The organism is Streptomyces sp. CNX435, from assembly GCF_059570575.1.
The window spans coordinates 181,619-197,970 of record NZ_JCANTA010000008.1 but is presented as its reverse complement, the minus strand read 5'-3'; the positions used below and the strand labels follow the sequence as shown (position 1 = coordinate 197,970).

Here is a 16,352-nt window from a genome sequence, read left to right as displayed (position 1 = left end):
CGATCTGTGGGTCGGGGCCGAAACCGGGCGCACTCCCCCGTAGCGCGCTGGGCGCGCACGGGCGGTACCCCCATGCCCGGTGCGCACATCTTCGGCCGCGCGTGCTGCTCATCCCCGGGCTGCGGGCGCACTCCCGGCCCCGTCCCCTTCGTTGCGCCTGCGGTCGGCCGTTAAGTCAGCAGACGATCGATCTCCGCCAGTTGGTCGGCCGTCAGCGGGCCCGCGCTGAGCGCACCCCCGGCCCCGTCCCCTTCGTTGCGCCTGCGGTCGACCGTTACGTCAGCAGTCGTTCGATCTCCGTCACCTGCTCCGCGGTCAGCGGGCCCGCCGCCAGCGCGCCGGCGTTCTGGCCCGCCTGCGCGACCGTGCGGAAGCCGGGGATCGGGACCGTGTGCGGGCTGCGGGCCCAGATCCAGGCCAGCGCGCCCTGCGCGAGGGTGCGGCCGTCGGAGGTGAGGATGTCGCGGATCGCCTCGATGCGCGGCAGCCAGCCCGGAGCCACGCGGCCGTCCGCGCCGAAGTACTCCAGCCAGGCGGGCGGGGTGGCCCGGATGTCGCCGGCGCCGACCCGCGAGCCCGCGTCGTACGCGCCGGAGAGCAGCCCCATCGCCAGCGGGCTGCGGTTGACGCTGGCGAGGTTGCGCTCCGCGCACAGGGCCAGCATCTCCGGGGCGTCCTCCAGCACGTTGAGCCGGTGCTGCACCGCCGCGCAGTGCGGGCCCTCGGCGAAGACCGCGGCGCGCCCGGGGGCGTCGGTGCTCCAGGCGTATGCGCGGGTCAGCCCCTCGCGCACGAAGTCCTCGCAGGCGTCGCGCAGCGCCGCCGCGGCCCCGGGGTCGGCGTCGGAGATGTGCAGCTGGTAGAGGTCGACGTGGTCGGTGCCGAGGCGGCGCAGCGAGGCGGTCAGCGCCCGGCGCGCGTAGTCGGGGGTCAGGTCCGGGGTGAGCAGCGTCCGGCGGTCGGCGTCGAAGGTGTTGCCCCACTTGGTGGCGATGACGACGTCGTCGCGCCGGCCCGCGAGGGCGCGGCCGAGGACGGTCTCGCTGTGGCCGGTGCCGTAGACATCGGCGGTGTCGAAGAAGGTCACGCCGCCGTCGAGCGCGCGGTGCACGGCCCGTACCGACTCCTCGTCGTCGACCTTCCCCCAGCCCAGCGGGTTGCCGTCGGTGTCCCACCACTCGCCGCCGATCGCCCAACAGCCGAAGCCGAGGGCGCTGACCTCGATGCCCGTACGTCCCAGAGTCCGCATGTCCATGGTGACGACCATGCACCCTGGAGTGGACTCCAGCGCAAGGGTCAGGCGGTCAGCGGGTCCGCCGGCTCCAGGGCGCGGAAGAGGGCGGTGTTGAGCGTGAAGGCGCGGCGGCACTCCTCGACCACCCGCTGCTTCTCCAGGTCGCCGACCGGCAGGTCGTCCAGCAGCCGGCGGTAACCCCGCTTGTACGCGGCCGGGTTGGGCACGCCCTCGAAGACGTAGAAGCGGACGCCGTCGCCCTTGCGCTCGAAGCCCCAGGTCTTCTCTGCCGTGCCGCGGATGATCTGGCCGCCGGAGAGGTCGCCGAGGTAGCGCGTGTAGTGGTGGGCGACGTATCCCGCGGGCCAGTCGCGGGCGCACTCCTCGATGCGGGCCGCGTACGCCTGGGTCGCCGCCAGCGGCGCGGCGGTGGCACGCCAGCCGGGGCCGCCGTGGAGGAAGTCGAGGTCGCGCTCCAGCTCGGGCACGCGGGTCAGTTCGGGCTGGACGAAGGGGCCGGCGACCGGGTCGGCGGCGAGGGCGTCCCAGCCGCCCTCCAGTGCGCGGTAGACGAACCACAACTGCTCGGTGTAGCGCAGGTAGGCCCCGATGCCCAGCGCGCCGCCCAGCAGGTCGCTCATGAAGGCCGACTGCTCCGCCTCGGTGTGCTGGTCGTGGGATTCGGTACGCAGCCGGGTGGAGAACGGCGTCGCGTCCAACGAAGACCTCCGGGGCACGGCAGGGGCAGTGGGCGTGACGATTCTCTTTGGTTAGGCTTACCTAAGTCAATAGCTTCCCGACGCCGTGTCGGTATCACCCGGGCGCGCTCACGGCAGGGTCAGCACCTCCGCGCCCGACTCCGTCACCACGAGCGTGTGCTCGAACTGCGCGGTGCGGCTGCGGTCCTTGGTGACCACCGTCCAGCCGTCGTCCCACTTGTCGTACTCGTACGTCCCGAGGGTCAGCATCGGCTCGATGGTGAACGTCATCCCGGGCCGCATCACGGTGGTGGCGCGCGGGTCGTCGACGTGCGGGATGACCAGGCCGGAGTGGAAGGCGGTGTGGACGCCGTGGCCGGTGAAGTCGCGGACGACGCCGTAGTCGAAGCGCTTGGCGTACGACTGGATGACCCGCCCGATCACGTTGACCTGCCGGCCCGGACGGACCGCCCTGATCGCCCGGTTCAGCGCCTCACGGGTGCGCTCGACCAGCAGCCGCGAGGTCTCGTCGACGTCCCCGACGAGGTACGTGGCGTTGTTGTCGCCGTGCACGCCGCCGATGAACGCGGTGACGTCCAGGTTCACGATGTCGCCGTCGCGCAGCACCGTGGAGTCCGGGATGCCGTGGCAGATCACCTCGTTGACCGAGGCGCACAGCGACTTGGGGAAGCCGCGGTAGCCGAGGGTCGAGGGGTACGCGCCGTGGTCGCACAGGTACTCGTGCGCCACCCGGTCCAGCTCGTCCGTCGTCACCCCGGGCGCGATGTGCTCCGCCGCGGCGGCCATCGCCCGGGCGGCGATCCGGCCGGCGGTACGCATCCGCTCGACGGTCCCGGCGTCCTGGACCTCGGAACCGGTGTACGGTGCGGGGCCCTTCTTCCCGACGTACTCGGGGCGGGCGATGGCGGCGGGAACGGTGCGGCGGGGGGAGAGGGTTCCGGGCGCGAGCAGCGACGACTGGCCAGACATGGACATGGTTCGAGTCTAACGGCGGCGAACGGTGGCGGATCAGGCACGATGGGCGGCGGCAGACCGCGCGGACACGGCGCGCACGGCGCCGGTGAGGAGCGAGATGGCCCTGTTCAGGAAGAAGACGGCGGGTAAGCCCGGCGAGTGGTACTACTGCCTGGAGCACCGGCGGGTCGAGGAGGGGCCGCAGTGCAGGGCGGCGAACCGGCTCGGGCCGTACGCGACGCCGGAGGAGGCGGCGCGGGCGATCGAGACCGCGGAGGCCAGGAACGAGGAGTGGGACGAGGACGCGCGGTGGAACGACGACGGGGAGGGCGGGGAGGGCGGGGCCGCGCCGAGCCGCTGAGGACCTGACGCGGTACGGGACCGCGGGACGGCCCGCGCGGCGGCCGGGCGGGCGGGCGCGGCGACGCGGGCCCCGCGGTCAGGTCGCCGGGTCCGGTGCCGGCACCCCGTCCGTCCCGCCGGCCTCCGCCCCTTCCTTTTCCACCGCCGCCTTCTCCGCCGCCGCCGCGGCGCGGCGCTCCCGTTCCCGTATCGCGTGCTCGTTCGTGCGCGCGTCGTACGTCATCAGCTTCGGCAGGCACGCCGCCAGCAGCACCACCGCCCCCGCGCACATCACCCCGCCCGACCAGACCGACGTCCGCACGCTCGTCAGCGCCGCCACCCCGCCGGAGCGGAACTGCCCGGCCACCGGGCCGACCGAGTACGACAGCAGCTCGATGCCCGCCAGCCGGCCGCGTAGCTCGTCGGGGATGGTCTGGTTCCACATCGCCGCCCGGAACACCCCGCTGACCATGTCGAACGCGCCCGCCACCATGAGCAGGAGCAGCACCGCCCACGCGCTCGGCAGCACCCCCGCCGCCGTGATCGCCAGCCCCCACCCGGCCGCCGACAGCATCACCGCCCGGCCGTGCCGGTGCACCCGCCGGGTCCACCCGCTCGTCAGGCTCACCAGCAGCGAACCCGCGGGCAGCGCCGCGTACATCAGCCCCAGCGCCCACGGCGCGTCCAGGTCGTCCGCGAGGAACGGGAAGAGCGCGAGCGGGAAGGCGAAGAACATCGCCGCCAGGTCGATGGCGTACGTGCCCAGCAGCTCCTTGCGGCTCCAGGCGTAACGCGCGCCCTCCGCGATGGCGCGCACGCTCGGCGCCACCGCCTCGCGCGCGGCGGGGGAGGGGCTGAGCATCAGCGCCAGCCCGACGGAGACGACGAAGGTCCCGGCGTCCAGCGCGTACGCCCAGGGCAGGCCGGCGTACGCCACGATGAGCCCGGCGAGCGCGGGTCCGGCGATGCCGCCGATCTGCCAGCGCACGGAGTTGAGCGCGGCGGCGGCGGGCAGGTGCTCGTGCGGCACGATGCGCGGGACGATCGAGTCCAGGGCCGGGCGCTGGATGCCGGTCAGCGCGCTGGTGAGCGCGGCGACGAGGTACAGCGGCCAGAGCATCGGGTCCGGCAGCAGGCTGTTGACCAGCAGCACGGCGCAGGCGACGCCCAGGCCGGCCTCGCTGTAGAGGATCAGCTTCCGCTTGTCCACGGCGTCGGCGAGGGCGCCACCGTACAGGCCGAAGACGATGAGCGGGACCAGCTCCACGGTGCCGATCGCGCCGACCGCGAAGGCCGAGCCGGTCAGCTCCTTCACCTGCACGGGCAGGGCGACGAACGTCAGGAAGCTGCCGAAGGAGGTGATGAGGCCGGCGACCCACATGAGCCGGAAGTCACGCGAGGCGTGCCAGGGGGCGAGGTCGGGGAGGAGGTCGCGAGCGCGGGAATGGTCGGCCACGAGGGGCCATGGTCGGGTGGGTGCGCGGTGCGCCGCAACGGAATTACGTGGTGACCGGCCTACCAGCGGGGCGGCGGCGGGGACGACAGCAGCTCGGCGAGGCGGGCGAGGCGGTCCCGGAAGCCGGAGCGGGCGGAGGCGGCGGCGGCCGGTGCGCCGTTCTCGCCGGCGGCGGCGCTGACCAGGTGCTGGACGGTCTCCAGGTCGATGTCGCCGCTGTCGCCGGGCACCGTGAGCAGTTCGTGCGCCAGGCCCGGCAGCTCCGCGGAGCCGCCGTCCAGCGCGAGCACCGCCGCCCCGGCGCGGCGGGCGTCGCCGACGCGCTCCAGCAGCGCGTCGCCGGGCTCGCCAGGGGCGACGACGAGCAGGGTCTCGCCGCGGCCCGCGGCCTCCAGCCGGCCCAGCCCGACGCCGAGGTGGGCGGGGCCCGCGGGCGGCACGCGGTGGCGTACGAGGGTGGGGGAGAGGGCTGGCAGCCCGGACCAGGCCGCCTCGTCATCGAGGTGGGCGGCCAGGTGCCACGGCTCGTACGCCTCCGTGCCCACGAGCAACAGCCCGCCGCCCTGCGCCTCGACGGCCTCCCGCAGCGCCCCGGCGAACCGCCGCGCCGCACCCGGCCATTCGGTCCCGGCCAGTACCTCCCGCAGCAGCGCCACACGCACGGCATCCATGGGGCGGGATGCTGCCGGAGGTGCGCGGCGCCCCGCAGCGGAACGCCCCCGATACCACCGGATCGGGTCGATCGGCCCGACCGCCGCCCCAGGGGCCGCACCCGTGACCGGTGAACCGGGCCGGATCACACAGCTGCCGGAATCTTCTGTGACGAACGCCGCTCGCCCGCCCCCCACGGCATCGCGTCAGACAGACGATAAAATGGCCGTGTGCCTCAACTTCGTCTCGCGCTGAACCAGATCGACGCCACCGTCGGCGACCTCGCCGGAAACGCCGACGCCGTCGTCCGCCGGACCCGGCACGCGGCCGACCGCGGCGCGCACTTCGTGGCCTTCCCCGAGATGGTGCTCACCGGCTACCCCGTCGAGGACCTCGCCCTGCGCTCCTCCTTCGTCGAGGCGTCCCGCGCCGCGCTGCGCGCGCTCGCCGGCCGGCTGGCCGCCGAGGGCCTGGGCGACACCCCCGTCCTCGTCGGCTACCTGGACCGCAGCGAGGAGCGCCACCGCTACGGGCTGCCCGCCGGCTCCCCCGAGGACGCGGCGGCCGTGCTGCACGGCGGCGAGGTGGTCCTCACCTTCGCCAAGCACCACCTGCCCAACTACGGCGTCTTCGACGAGTTCCGGTACTTCGTCCCCGGCGACACCATGCCGGTCGTCCGCGTCGCCGGCGTGGACATCGCGCTGGCCATCTGCGAGGACCTGTGGCAGGAGGGCGGCCGGGTGCCCGCCGCGCGCCTCGCCGGCGCCGGCCTGCTCGTCACCGTCAACGCCTCGCCGTACGAGCTGAACAAGGACGACACCCGCCTGGAGCTGGTCCGCAAGCGCGCGCAGGAGGCCGGCTGCACGACGGCGTACGTCGCGATGACCGGCGGCCAGGACGAGCTGGTCTACGACGGCGACTCGATCGTCGTCGACGAGCGCGGCGAGGTCGTCGCCCGCGCCGCGCAGTTCACCGAGGAGTGCCTGCTCGTCGACCTGGACCTGCCCGCCGCGCCCGCGGAGCCGCCGTCCGGCGTCGCCGGCATCGCTGATGATGGTCTGCGCATCGAGCACGTGACGCTGTCGGCGGAGCCCGTCGCGCCGTACCCGCGGCGGTACGCGGGGACCGTCGCCGAGCGCGTCAGTGACGAGGAGGAGATGTACACCGCGCTGGTCACCGGGCTGCGCGCGTACGTCGGGAAGAACGGCTTCGGCTCCGTCCTCGTCGGCCTCTCCGGCGGCATCGACTCCTCCCTCGTCGCCGCCGTCGCCTGCGACGCGGTCGGCGCGGAGCACGTGTACGGCATCTCCATGCCCTCGCGCTACTCCTCCCAGCACTCCCGCGACGACGCGGCGGAACTCGCCCGCCGCACCGGGCTGCACCTGCGCAGCGTCCCCATCGGCCCGATGTTCGACGCGTACATGGCGTCCCTGGGGCTGACCGGCCTGGCCGAGGAGAACCTGCAGTCCCGGCTGCGCGGCACGCTGCTGATGGCCGTCTCCAACCAGGAGGGCCCGCTCGTCCTGGCCCCCGGCAACAAGAGCGAGCTGGCCGTGGGCTACTCGACGCTCTACGGCGACTCGGTCGGCGCGTACGGCCCGATCAAGGACGTCTACAAGTCGGCCGTCTTCCGGCTGGCGAAGTGGCGCAACGCGGTCGCCGCCGAGCGCGGCGAGATCCCGCCGATCCCGGAGAACTCCATCTCCAAGCCGCCCAGCGCGGAGCTGCGCCCGGACCAGGTCGACACCGACTCGCTGCCCGAGTACGACGAGCTCGACGCGCTCCTGGAGCTGTACGTCGACCGCGACCTCGGCAGCGCGGAGATCGTCGCGCAGGGGTACGAGCCGGAGCTGGTCGAGCGGGTGCTGCGGATGGTCGACACGGCGGAGTACAAGCGCCGCCAGTACCCGCCGGGCACGAAGATCTCCCCGAAGGGCTTCGGCAAGGACCGCCGGCTGCCCATCACCAACCGCTGGCGGGAGCGGGCGTAGCACCGCTCGCTCTCTTTGGACCGGTGGACCGGGCCGCCTTTGGCTCTGGCGGCCGTAAGACCGCGGTCCCACGCTGGCGGCCATGGAGGAGATCACCTCGGAGCCGGCCGGCGCACTGCGGGGTCCCGGGCCGCTGGACGTGGGCACCGAGGCGGGCGCCCGGCTGCTCGACGAGGCCGTCGGTCTGGTCGTACGGCACGCGGAAGCGGTGCCCGACGGCCCGGTGGCGCCCGCCGAACCCGGCACCGACCGGATCCGCGACTGGCTGGCCGGCCACGACTTCGCCGGGCCGCGCCCGGCCGGCGAGCTGCTGGCGGAGGTGACCGCGGCGCTGCGGCGCTGGGGGGTGCACGCCACCCACCCGCGCTACCTCGGCCTGTTCGTCCCCACGCCCACGTGGTCGGGCGTCGCCGGCGAACTGCTCGCCGCCGGCGTCAACCCGCAGCTCGCCGCGTACGGGCACGCGCCGGCCGCCGTCGAGATCGAACGCCACGTGCTGCGCTTCCTCGCCGCCCGACTGGGTCTGCCGTCGAGCGCGGACGGCAGCTTCACCACCGGCGGCGCCGAGGCCAACCTCACGGCCGTCGTCGTCGCCCTGACCCGGCGCTTCCCCGCCTACCCGGACACCGGACTCGCCGCCCTGCCGGGGCAGCCGGTGCTCTACGCCTCGGCGGAGAGCCACCTCGCCTGGCTGAAGATCGCGCACATCACGGGACTCGGGCGGCACGCGGTGCGGCTCGTTCCGGTCGACGCCGCGGGCCGGCTGGACGCCGCGCGGCTGCGCCCACTGCACGACGAGGACGTCGCGGCCGGGCGGGTGCCGTTCCTGCTCGTCGGCACCGCGGGCACCACCTCCGGCGGCGCCGTGGACCCGCTGCCGGAGCTGGCGCGGCTCGCCGCCGTGTGGGGCCTGCACCTCCACGTGGACGCGGCCTGGGCCGGCGCGGTGGCGCTGTCCGACCGGCTGCGCCCGCTGCTCGCCGGCGTGGAACGGGCCGACAGCGTCACCGTCGACGCGCACAAGTGGCTGTCGGCGCCCATGGGCGCGGGCGTCTTCCTCACCCCGCACGCCGCCGCGCTGGCCGACAGCTTCCGGGTGAGCACCGCGTACATGCCCCCGGACAGCGAGGCGGTGCCGGACCCGTACCTGAACGGCGTGCAGTGGTCGCGCCGCTTCGCCGGGCTGAAGGTGTTCCTGGCGCTGGCCGCGGCCGGCCGGGACGCCTTCGCCGCGCAACTGGAACGCGACACCGAGCTGGGGGTGCTGCTCGCCCGGCGGCTGGCCGCGGACGGCTGGCGGCGGGTCAACGACACCCCGCTGCCGGTGGTGTGCGTCGCCGACCCCGGGGCCGAGGCGCGCGGGCCCGGGCGCAGCGGCACGTGGCACGCCGCGGTCGTCGCGCACGTCGTACGCGGCGGGCGGGCCTGGCTCAGCTCCGTGACGCTCGACGGCCGGCCCGCGATCCGGCTGTGCGTCACCAGCCACCGCACGCGCGCCGACGACATCGAGACCGCGGTGGCCGCGCTCGCCGAGGCCCGCGCGGCCACACCGTACTGAGCAGCTCCGCCCGGGCCGCCGGCCGGGCTCGCGGTCATAGGTTCACAGGTCGACCGAGGCCCGTACCGGGCGGTGGTCGCTGCCCGTCTCGCCCAGTACCTCGGAGCTGACCGGCTCCACGCCGCGCAGCAGGATCTGGTCGATCCGCGCCATCGGGAAGTCGGCCGGCCAGCTGAAGCCGAAGCCGTTGCCCGCCGCACCCTGCGCGGAGCGCAGCTGCGAGGTGACGTTCGCCAGCGCCCGGTCGTTCATCGTGCCGTTGAGGTCGCCGAGCAGCAGCACACGCTCCGCCGGCTCGGCCCTGATGGCCTCGCCGAGCGCGTCGGCGCTGACGTCGCGCCGGCTGGCCGTGAAGCCGGCGTCGGCCTTCACCCGCACGGACGGCAGGTGGGCGGTGAAGAGCACGAGCGGGCCGCGGTCGGTGGCGACGGTGGTGCGCAGCGCCCGGGTCCAGCCCATGTGGAGGTCCACGGGCCGGGTGTCGGACAGCGGGTACTTGCTCCACACCCCGACGGTCCCCGCCACCTCGTGGTACGGGTACGCCGCCGCGAGGCCGTCCTCGTACGCCGCCCTGTTGTCCTGCGTGACCTCCTGGAGGGCGAGCACGTCGGCGTCGGACTCCACCAGCGTGCGGGCGGTGCCGGCGGCGTCGGTGTTCTCCTCGGCGACGTTGTGGCTGACGACGGTCAGGTCGCCGCCGCCCGACGACTTGTCGGTGATCAGCCCGCCGAAGAGGTTGAACCAGACGCACACCGGCAGCACCAGCGCGCACACCGCGGTCAGCGACCGCCGCCACAGCGCGCACACCAGCAGCACCGGGACGGCCAGCCCGAACCACGGCAGGAACGTCTCGACCAGGCTGCCCAGGTTGCCGACCCGGTTGGGGATCGCCGAGTGGCCCAGCATCACGAAGCCGACCAGCAGCGCGAGGGCGGCGACCACCAGTCCGCGGCGCCAGGTGCCGGGGCCCAGGCCCTCGCGGAGCCGGCGGCGCCAGTACACCGCGCGTGACTCCGCAGGGCCGGCCGCGTGCGTGGCCGCGGCGCCGCGGCCGGTCTCCGCCCTGTCCACGTGCGTCATGCGCTGTTCCTCACGTCAGTGCACTTGCCGGTCTGCCCCCGCTACCACTTACCTGACGAGCGGGACGGCGCCGCGAGTTGCGGACGGGCCGTGCCGGAAGGTCACCGTAGCGAAGCCGGGACATTTTCTTCGCCCGTCGCTACCGCCGCGTGACGGGCTCATTCTCGCTGTCCTGCGCCGGCCCCCGCCCGCCCCGGCCCTTCGCCGGCAGGAACGCCGCGGCGACCACCGCGCCCACCGCCGCCACGCCCGCCGACGCCAGCGACGTCACGTGCATCGCGTCGATGAACGCGTTGTCGGCCCGCTCGATCAGCTGCTTCCCGGCGGGCCCGGCGTCCTCCGCGAAGGTGCGGGTGGCCTCGATGGACTCGCCCGCCGCGCTCGGTGCCCCGGCGGGCAGGTCCACCTGGCCGCGGTAGACGGAGGACAGCAGGGAGCCGAGCACGGCGACCCCGAGGGCGCCGCCGACCTGCCGGAAGGTGTTGTTGACCGAGGAGCCGGCGCCGGCCTTCTCGGGCGGCAGCGACTGCATGATCGAGGTGGTGGCCGGCGGCATGACGTGCGCCATCGCGGCGCCCATGAGGAAGAACAGCGCTTCGAGGACCCACAGCGGCGTCGTCTCGTCCAGCAGCAGGAAGCCGGCGAAGGCGACGGCGACGGCGAGCATCGCCACCGCGCACACCGCCCGGGCGCCGAACCGGTCGACCACCAGCCGGGACCGCGGCGCGAAGATCAGCTGGGCGACCGCGAGCGGCAGCAGGAGCAGCCCGGAGTCCAGCGGCGAGAAGCCGCGCACGCTCTGGATGTAGAAGACCATGAAGAACGTCACGCCCATGAGCGCGAAGAACACCAGGCCGATGACGGCGACCGAGGCCGAGAACCGCGGGTTGCGGAACCACCGGATGTCGAGCGCCGGGTGCCGGCTGCGGCGCTCGTACCAGACGAAGAGCCCGACGACGACCCCGCCGCCGAGGATCGTGCCCCAGACCTCCGGGGCGCCGAAGTCGGCGCGCTGGCCGCCCCGCACCACGCCGTAGACGATCAGCACCAGACCGGCGATCGACAGCAGCACGCCCGTGGGGTCGATCCGGCCGGGGGCCGGGTCCCTGGAGTCGGGGACGACGAGCACCATGGCGATCAGCGCGACGCTGATGATCGGCACGTTGACCAGGAAGACCGAGCCCCACCAGAAGTGCTCCAGCAGCAGCCCGCCGGTGATCGGCCCGATGGCGATGGCCAGGCCCACGGCCGCGGCCCAGATGCCGATGGCACGGGGCTGCTCGTCGCGCTCGAAGACGTTCACGATGATCGCCAGCGTGGCGGGCAGGACGAACGCGCCGCCCAGGCCCATCAGGGTGCGGAAGGCGATCAGCTCGGCCGGGCTGCCGGAGAACGCGGCGAGCACCGAGCCGATGCCGAAGACGACCATGCCGGCCAGCAGCACCCGCTTGCGCCCCAGCCGGTCGCCCAGGACGCCCGCGGTGAACAGCAGACCCGCGAAGGCCAGGGTGTACGCGTCGATCGCCCACTCCAACTCGCTCTGGCTGGCGCCGAGTCCGGTGGGGGCGGGGGTGGCGATCGTCTTCATCGCGACGTTGAGGATGGAGTTGTCGAGGACGACGACGAGGAGGCTGAAGACGAGTACGCCGAGGATGAGCCAGCGGCGGTGGTGGACGTCCGGGGCGATGTGGTGCGCGGTGTCCATGAAAACCACGCTAGCGGGCATTCCGATACGCCGCCGTTCCGTATCACAAAGCCCTGGCAAAGGTGCGATCAAGGGACAAACAGCAGGTCGAAGGCCCGACACGCGTGCGCGTGCGACCTTCCGCACACGTGGCAGGGCCGGGGTGTCGTTCGCCCTCCGGGCGTGCCAGCATGGAAGAGGTCCGGGGACGCCGTTCAGGGCGCCTCGAGATGACGAAGGAGCGTTTGCGATGACGCACGTTTCGCATGCCCGCAAGGCCTCCGGCGGTGCCGACTCCGCCCCGACGCTGTACGGCGGGGGCGGCGGTGACGGCGGCAACCGGGGCCGCCGGGTGACCGTCCGGGATCTCTCGGCCGCCAAGCAGCGCGGCGAGAAGTGGCCCATGCTGACCGCGTACGACTCGACCACGGCCGGCATCTTCGACGAGGCCGGCATCCCCGTGCTGCTGGTCGGCGACTCCATGGGCAACGTCCACCTCGGCTACGACACCACCGTGCCGGTGACGCTGGACGAGATGACCATGCTCTCCGCCGCCGTGGTCCGCGGCACCCGGCGGGCGCTGGTCGTCGGCGACCTGCCGTTCGGCTCGTACCAGGAGGGCCCGGTCCAGGCGCTCCGCTCGGCGACGCGGCTGGTCAAGGACGCCGGAGTGGGCGCGGTGAAGCTGGAGGGCGGCGAGCGGTCGCTGGCCCAGACCGAGCTGCTGGTGGAGTCCGGCATCCCCGTGATGTCCCACCTCGGCCTCACCCCGCAGTCCGTCAACGCCATGGGTTACCGCGTCCAGGGCCGCTCCGACGAGGACGCCCACCGGCTGGTGCGCGACGCCAAGGCCGCCCAGGAGGCGGGGGCGTTCGCGGTGGTGCTGGAGCTGGTGCCGGCGGAGCTGGCCGCCGAGGTGACCCGCTCGCTGCAGATCCCGACCATCGGCATCGGCGCCGGCCCCGACACCGACGCGCAGGTGCTCGTCTGGACCGACATGGCGGGGCTCACCGGCGGGCGGCTGCCGCGCTTCGTCAAGCAGTACGCGCAGCTGCGGCAGACCCTCGGCGACGCCGCGAGGGCCTTCGCGGAGGACGTCGGCGCGGCGGCGTTCCCGGCGGAGGAGCACACCTTCCACTGACGCGGTTGACGCGGTGACGGCGGCGGGCACCCGGGCGTGCGGGTGATGCGCCGATGCGGTGATCTTATTAACTGCATGCGGGTGCCCGCCGTCGTGCCGACGCGGCGCAGGCGAGGTCCGCGCGGACGCTGGCGGAAAGCCGCCCGCCGACCGCCTGCCGATCGCCTGCCGACCGCCTGCCGACCGTCGGTCGGCCCCGTGGAGAGGAACCCCGCCCATGTCCCCCGGACACCCAGGCCGCCTGCTGCTCACCGGCGTCGCCGCACCGCTGCTCTGGGCGGCCGTCGCCGCCCCCGCCGCGGCCCTGCAGCCGCCCGCCCTGACGCAGGCCACCGCCCGCGTCCCCGTAGAGCCCGTAGAGGAGGACGCGCCGCACGCGACCGACGACGGCAAGAACCCCGGCCGCGCCCCCGCGATGGGCTCCCCGGGCGCTCCCGCCGTGCGCGGCGACGACGCCTGGCCGGCCGTCGCCGCGAGCGGCGTCTTCGCCGTCTCGCTCGGCGCGGCCGTGTACTTCTTCGGCTGGGGCCGCCGCCGTACGGCCTGAGGGCCGCGGCCCGGCCAGCGGTCCGCTAAACCTCCGGGCGCTGCTCCGCGCCGCGGGACGCCCGGGAGCGGCGTACGTAGAACCACGTCATGTTCGACGACAGCCCGGCCAGCAGCACCCAGATCGCCCCGATCCAGTAGCCCTTCGCGAACGACACCACCGCCGCGGCGACCGACAGCACGCATACGACGGCGGTGAAGACGGCCAGCCGGTTCGGCTCGGCGAGGAAGGGCGTGCGCTGGCGCGGCTCGGACGGCATGGGGGCGGGCTCCTCGGGGGTGCGGCGGGCGGATCCATTGTGCCTCCACGCGGTACGCGCCCCGCACCGACCCCGCGGCCGGCGGGGCGTCCGCCGGCCACTCCCGGGCCTGCTGTCCAAGGCCCCGCAGACGGAACTCAGCCGCCCTGTCAGACGTCCGTCAGCCGTACCCCGGCGTGCGCCCGGTAACGCCGGTTGACCGAGATCAGGTTCGCCACGAGCGCCTCGACCTGGTGCGCGTTGCGCAGCCGGCCCGCGTACACGCCGCGCATCCCCGGGATCAGCCCGGCCAGCGCCTGCACGACGTCCGTGTCCTCCCGGGACTCGCCGAGCACCATGACGTCCGTCTCGATCCGCTCCACCTCCGGGTCCTGCAGCAGCACCGCCGACAGGTGGTGGAACGCCGCCGCGACCCGCGACTGCGGCAGCAGCGCCGCCGCCTGCTCGGCCGCGCTGCCCTCGGCGGGCCGGATCGGGTACGCGCCCTTCTTGTCGAAGCCCAGCGGGTTCACGCAGTCGACGACGAGCTTGCCCGCCAGCTCCGCGCGCAGCGCCGTCACGGTCGCCTCGTGCCCGTCCCACGGCACCGCGACGATCACCACGTCGCTGCGCCGCGCGCACTCCGCGTTGTCGGCGCCCTCGACGCCGTGCCCCAGCTCGGCCGCCGCCGCCTCGGCCCGCTCCGCCTTCCGGGAGCCGACGACGACCCGCTGCCCGGCCCGCGCCAGCCGGTAGGCCAGCCCCCGGCCCTGGTCGCCGGTGCCGCCCAGCACGCCGACGACGAGGCCGGAGACGTCGGGCAGCTCCCACGGGTCCTTGCGGGCGGGCGGGGTGTTCTGCGCACTCGAAGTCATGGGCCGATCGTACGGGGGCCGCCGGCCCGCCCCCGCCGCGGCTCACCCCGCGGGCCCGGCCGTGCGGGGCGCGTCGCCGCAGACGTCCGTGACCCCCGCCGCGGGGCCGTCAACGGCCCGGGCTTCAGCGATTACGCACCCGGTTCTCACCGAATCCTCAGGCGGGCAGGCGACATTGAGTGCCATGAATCCGCTTGTGCCCGTCTGTCCGCGCTGCGGCCGCGTGCGGTGCATCTGCCCGCCGTGCGCCCTGCGATGTCACCGGCCCGTTGTTGACTGGAAGGGTGAACTGCCTCTTCTGCGACATCGCCACCGGTGAGCACCCGAGCCACCGGGTCTTCGAGGACGACGTGGCCGTCGCCTTCCTCGACGCCCGGCCGCTCTTCCCCGGCCATGTCCTGCTCGTCCCGCGCGCCCACGTGGAGACCCTGGCCGACCTGCCGGAGCCGGACGTCGGCCCGTTCTTCGTACGGGCCCGGCGGCTGACCGCCGCGGTGGAGAAGTGCATGGGCGCGGCGGGGTCGTTCGTCGCGATGAACAACCGGGTCAGCCAGTCCGTGCCGCACCTGCACGTGCACGTCGTCCCGCGCAACCGCAAGGACGGGCTGCGGGGCTTCTTCTGGCCCCGGACGAAGTACCGGGACGAGGAGCACGCCGCCGGGACGGCCCGGCTGATCCGGTCGGCGTACGACGGCTGAGCGCGCCGTGCACCCGGCTCGTAGGGAACCCGTAGCGGAGCGGCTCCGTCCGAGTGGCATGAACCGAACGAGCCCACTGCGCACATCCGCGGCCTCGACCGCGGCCCTCGCCACCGCCGTGCTCGCCGCCGGCTGCGGCTCGGAGGACGCCTCCGGGTCCGCCGGGGACGGGGGCCGCCGCGACGGCGACGTGGCCGCCCAGCTGTACCGCGTCCAGGCCACGGTCCTGGCGAACGACGAGCACGGACCCCAGCTCTGCCACACGATGGCCGCGTCGATGCCGCCGACCTGCGGCGGCCCCGACGTCGTCGGCTGGGACTGGGACGACGTACGCGCACACCGCCAGAGCGGCACCACGTACACCGACCCCCTGGTCCTCGTCGGCACCTGGGACGGCGAGCGTTTCACCCCGACCGAGAAGCCGCGGCCCGCCGGCGAGTCCACCGAGCCGGGCGCGCCCCGAGACGACGCCCCGGACTTCGCCACGCCCTGCGAGGAACTGAAGGACGGCGGGAAGGACGCCGCCGACGAGCGCTCCCGGCAGCGGGTGCTGGACAAGGCCCAGAAGCTGCCCGGCTACGCCGGCTCCTGGCTCGACGGCGACGTCGTCAACATCCGGTTCGCCGACACCGGTGACAACGGCGGTCCGGACGCCGCCGAGCGCGAGCTGCGCACCCTGTGGGACGGCCCGCTGTGCGTCGTCGGCGCCGAGCACACCGAGGACGAGCTGAGCCGCGTCCAGCGACAGGTCGGCGAGGACGTCGAGGGCATGCTCAGCTCCGCCGTCGATCCGGTGCGCAACGTCGTCACCGTCGAGGTCGTCGCCGCCACCCCCGACCTGCGGCGCGAGCTGGACCGCCGGTACGGCGAGGGCACCGTGCGGCTGAGCGGCTGGCTGCAGCCCGTCGCCTGACGGGCGCGCCGTCACGCACCGCCGGCACCTCCCGCGAGCAGGGCCCCGCGCCGCTCCTCCCATCGGTGCGGGGCCCGCCACGGCGGCGTGCCCTACGGCCCCGGGTGGAGATATCCGTCCCAAAGCGGCACCGGGGGATGATCTGACGACCCCTCTTCGTCTGGCAAAATGTCTCCCCATGGGCGCGTCGTATTCCCGGGACCTTGCTCCCCGGCCAGCGGAGAGTGCGAGGACTCTGCAGGACCGGCGGACACCCGTTCCCCCCACCGAT

General features: G+C 74.2%; 16 protein-coding genes. 7 read left to right on the top strand and 9 right to left on the bottom strand.

The genetic code is table 11. From position 1 onward, the window contains the following. Positions 1-274: 274 nt before the first annotated feature. From T328_RS16540 to map, 3 genes are all read right to left on the bottom strand, one after another. Positions 275-1,267 (bottom strand): aldo/keto reductase, encoded by a 993-nt coding sequence (locus tag T328_RS16540; protein WP_496496812.1) that lies wholly within the window; start codon positions 1,265-1,267, stop codon positions 275-277. Between the two features lie 29 nt (positions 1,268-1,296). Next, the gene (locus tag T328_RS16535; protein WP_496496811.1) at positions 1,297-1,953 is read right to left on the bottom strand and encodes a biliverdin-producing heme oxygenase; all 657 of its coding nucleotides are present in this window, start codon (positions 1,951-1,953) and stop codon (positions 1,297-1,299) included. A 108-nt stretch (positions 1,954-2,061) separates the two neighbouring features. Continuing rightward, a complete protein-coding gene (map, locus tag T328_RS16530; protein WP_496496870.1) occupies positions 2,062-2,922 on the bottom strand; it encodes a type I methionyl aminopeptidase in 861 nt (286 codons plus the stop codon). A gap of 103 nt (positions 2,923-3,025) precedes the next feature. Here map and T328_RS16525 point away from each other — a divergent pair, with 103 nt between their 5' ends. Continuing rightward, positions 3,026-3,268 carry a hypothetical protein gene (locus tag T328_RS16525; RefSeq protein WP_496496810.1) on the top strand — a complete coding sequence of 81 codons (243 nt, stop codon included), beginning with the start codon at positions 3,026-3,028 and terminating at the stop codon, positions 3,266-3,268. Between the two features lie 78 nt (positions 3,269-3,346). Here T328_RS16525 and T328_RS16520 read toward each other — a convergent pair whose 3' ends face one another. Together T328_RS16520 and T328_RS16515 are read right to left on the bottom strand one after the other, a co-directional pair. Continuing rightward, positions 3,347-4,705, bottom strand: coding sequence for an MFS transporter (locus T328_RS16520; RefSeq protein WP_496496809.1), 1,359 nt, complete (start codon positions 4,703-4,705; stop codon positions 3,347-3,349). A gap of 59 nt (positions 4,706-4,764) precedes the next feature. Further along, positions 4,765-5,376, bottom strand: a complete 612-nt coding sequence (locus tag T328_RS16515; RefSeq protein ID WP_496496808.1) for a hypothetical protein — start codon at positions 5,374-5,376, stop codon at positions 4,765-4,767. Positions 5,377-5,586: 210 nt separating this feature from the next. On the opposite strand from T328_RS16515, the gene T328_RS16510 reads away from it, so the two are divergent. Further along, a complete protein-coding gene (locus T328_RS16510) occupies positions 5,587-7,347 on the top strand; it encodes an NAD+ synthase (protein WP_496496807.1) in 1,761 nt (586 codons plus the stop codon). 82 nt (positions 7,348-7,429) lie between these two features. Further along, positions 7,430-8,905 carry a pyridoxal phosphate-dependent decarboxylase family protein gene (locus T328_RS16505; protein WP_496496806.1) on the top strand — a complete coding sequence of 492 codons (1,476 nt, stop codon included), beginning with the start codon at positions 7,430-7,432 and terminating at the stop codon, positions 8,903-8,905. Positions 8,906-8,947: 42 nt separating this feature from the next. Here T328_RS16505 and T328_RS16500 read toward each other — a convergent pair whose 3' ends face one another. Then, on the bottom strand, positions 8,948-9,985 hold the full coding sequence (locus tag T328_RS16500; protein WP_496496805.1) for an endonuclease/exonuclease/phosphatase family protein: 1,038 nt from the start codon (positions 9,983-9,985) through the stop codon (positions 8,948-8,950). Between the two features lie 139 nt (positions 9,986-10,124). Then, positions 10,125-11,690: an MFS transporter gene (locus T328_RS16495; RefSeq protein ID WP_496496804.1), complete on the bottom strand. Its 1,566-nt coding sequence runs from the start codon at positions 11,688-11,690 to the stop codon at positions 10,125-10,127. 229 nt (positions 11,691-11,919) lie between these two features. Between T328_RS16495 and panB the strand changes: the two genes are divergently transcribed. Together panB and T328_RS16485 are read left to right on the top strand one after the other, a co-directional pair. Continuing rightward, positions 11,920-12,810, top strand: a complete 891-nt coding sequence (gene panB, locus T328_RS16490) for a 3-methyl-2-oxobutanoate hydroxymethyltransferase (RefSeq protein WP_496496803.1) — start codon at positions 11,920-11,922, stop codon at positions 12,808-12,810. A 217-nt stretch (positions 12,811-13,027) separates the two neighbouring features. Then, entirely contained in the window at positions 13,028-13,357 is a 330-nt protein-coding gene (locus T328_RS16485) for a hypothetical protein (protein WP_496496802.1), read from the top strand. Positions 13,358-13,382: 25 nt separating this feature from the next. Here T328_RS16485 and T328_RS16480 read toward each other — a convergent pair whose 3' ends face one another. Both T328_RS16480 and npdG read right to left on the bottom strand, forming a co-directional pair. Further along, positions 13,383-13,616 (bottom strand): hypothetical protein, encoded by a 234-nt coding sequence (locus T328_RS16480; protein WP_496496801.1) that lies wholly within the window; start codon positions 13,614-13,616, stop codon positions 13,383-13,385. A gap of 149 nt (positions 13,617-13,765) precedes the next feature. Further along, complete coding sequence (gene npdG, locus T328_RS16475) at positions 13,766-14,470, bottom strand: NADPH-dependent F420 reductase (RefSeq protein WP_496496800.1); 705 nt, start codon at positions 14,468-14,470, stop codon at positions 13,766-13,768. 284 nt (positions 14,471-14,754) lie between these two features. Here npdG and T328_RS16470 point away from each other — a divergent pair, with 284 nt between their 5' ends. Then, on the top strand, positions 14,755-15,168 hold the full coding sequence (locus tag T328_RS16470; RefSeq protein WP_496496799.1) for an HIT family protein: 414 nt from the start codon (positions 14,755-14,757) through the stop codon (positions 15,166-15,168). Between the two features lie 58 nt (positions 15,169-15,226). Further along, the gene (locus T328_RS16465; protein WP_496496798.1) at positions 15,227-16,081 is read left to right on the top strand and encodes a hypothetical protein; all 855 of its coding nucleotides are present in this window, start codon (positions 15,227-15,229) and stop codon (positions 16,079-16,081) included. Positions 16,082-16,352: the final 271 nt, after the last annotated feature.

Coding starts and splice junctions, on each gene's coding strand:
- T328_RS16505 (WP_496496806.1), top strand. CDS start 7,430: ATGGAGGAGATCACCTCGGAGCCGGCCGGCGCACTGCGGGGTCCCGGG.
- T328_RS16525 (WP_496496810.1), top strand. CDS start 3,026: ATGGCCCTGTTCAGGAAGAAGACGGCGGGTAAGCCCGGCGAGTGGTAC.
- T328_RS16515 (WP_496496808.1), bottom strand. CDS start 5,376: ATGGATGCCGTGCGTGTGGCGCTGCTGCGGGAGGTACTGGCCGGGACC.
- T328_RS16495 (WP_496496804.1), bottom strand. CDS start 11,690: ATGGACACCGCGCACCACATCGCCCCGGACGTCCACCACCGCCGCTGG.
- T328_RS16500 (WP_496496805.1), bottom strand. CDS start 9,985: ATGACGCACGTGGACAGGGCGGAGACCGGCCGCGGCGCCGCGGCCACG.
- T328_RS16540 (WP_496496812.1), bottom strand. CDS start 1,267: ATGGTCGTCACCATGGACATGCGGACTCTGGGACGTACGGGCATCGAG.
- T328_RS16480 (WP_496496801.1), bottom strand. CDS start 13,616: ATGCCGTCCGAGCCGCGCCAGCGCACGCCCTTCCTCGCCGAGCCGAAC.
- map (WP_496496870.1), bottom strand. CDS start 2,922: ATGTCTGGCCAGTCGTCGCTGCTCGCGCCCGGAACCCTCTCCCCCCGC.
- npdG (WP_496496800.1), bottom strand. CDS start 14,470: ATGACTTCGAGTGCGCAGAACACCCCGCCCGCCCGCAAGGACCCGTGG.
- panB (WP_496496803.1), top strand. CDS start 11,920: ATGACGCACGTTTCGCATGCCCGCAAGGCCTCCGGCGGTGCCGACTCC.
- T328_RS16465 (WP_496496798.1), top strand. CDS start 15,227: ATGAACCGAACGAGCCCACTGCGCACATCCGCGGCCTCGACCGCGGCC.
- T328_RS16485 (WP_496496802.1), top strand. CDS start 13,028: ATGTCCCCCGGACACCCAGGCCGCCTGCTGCTCACCGGCGTCGCCGCA.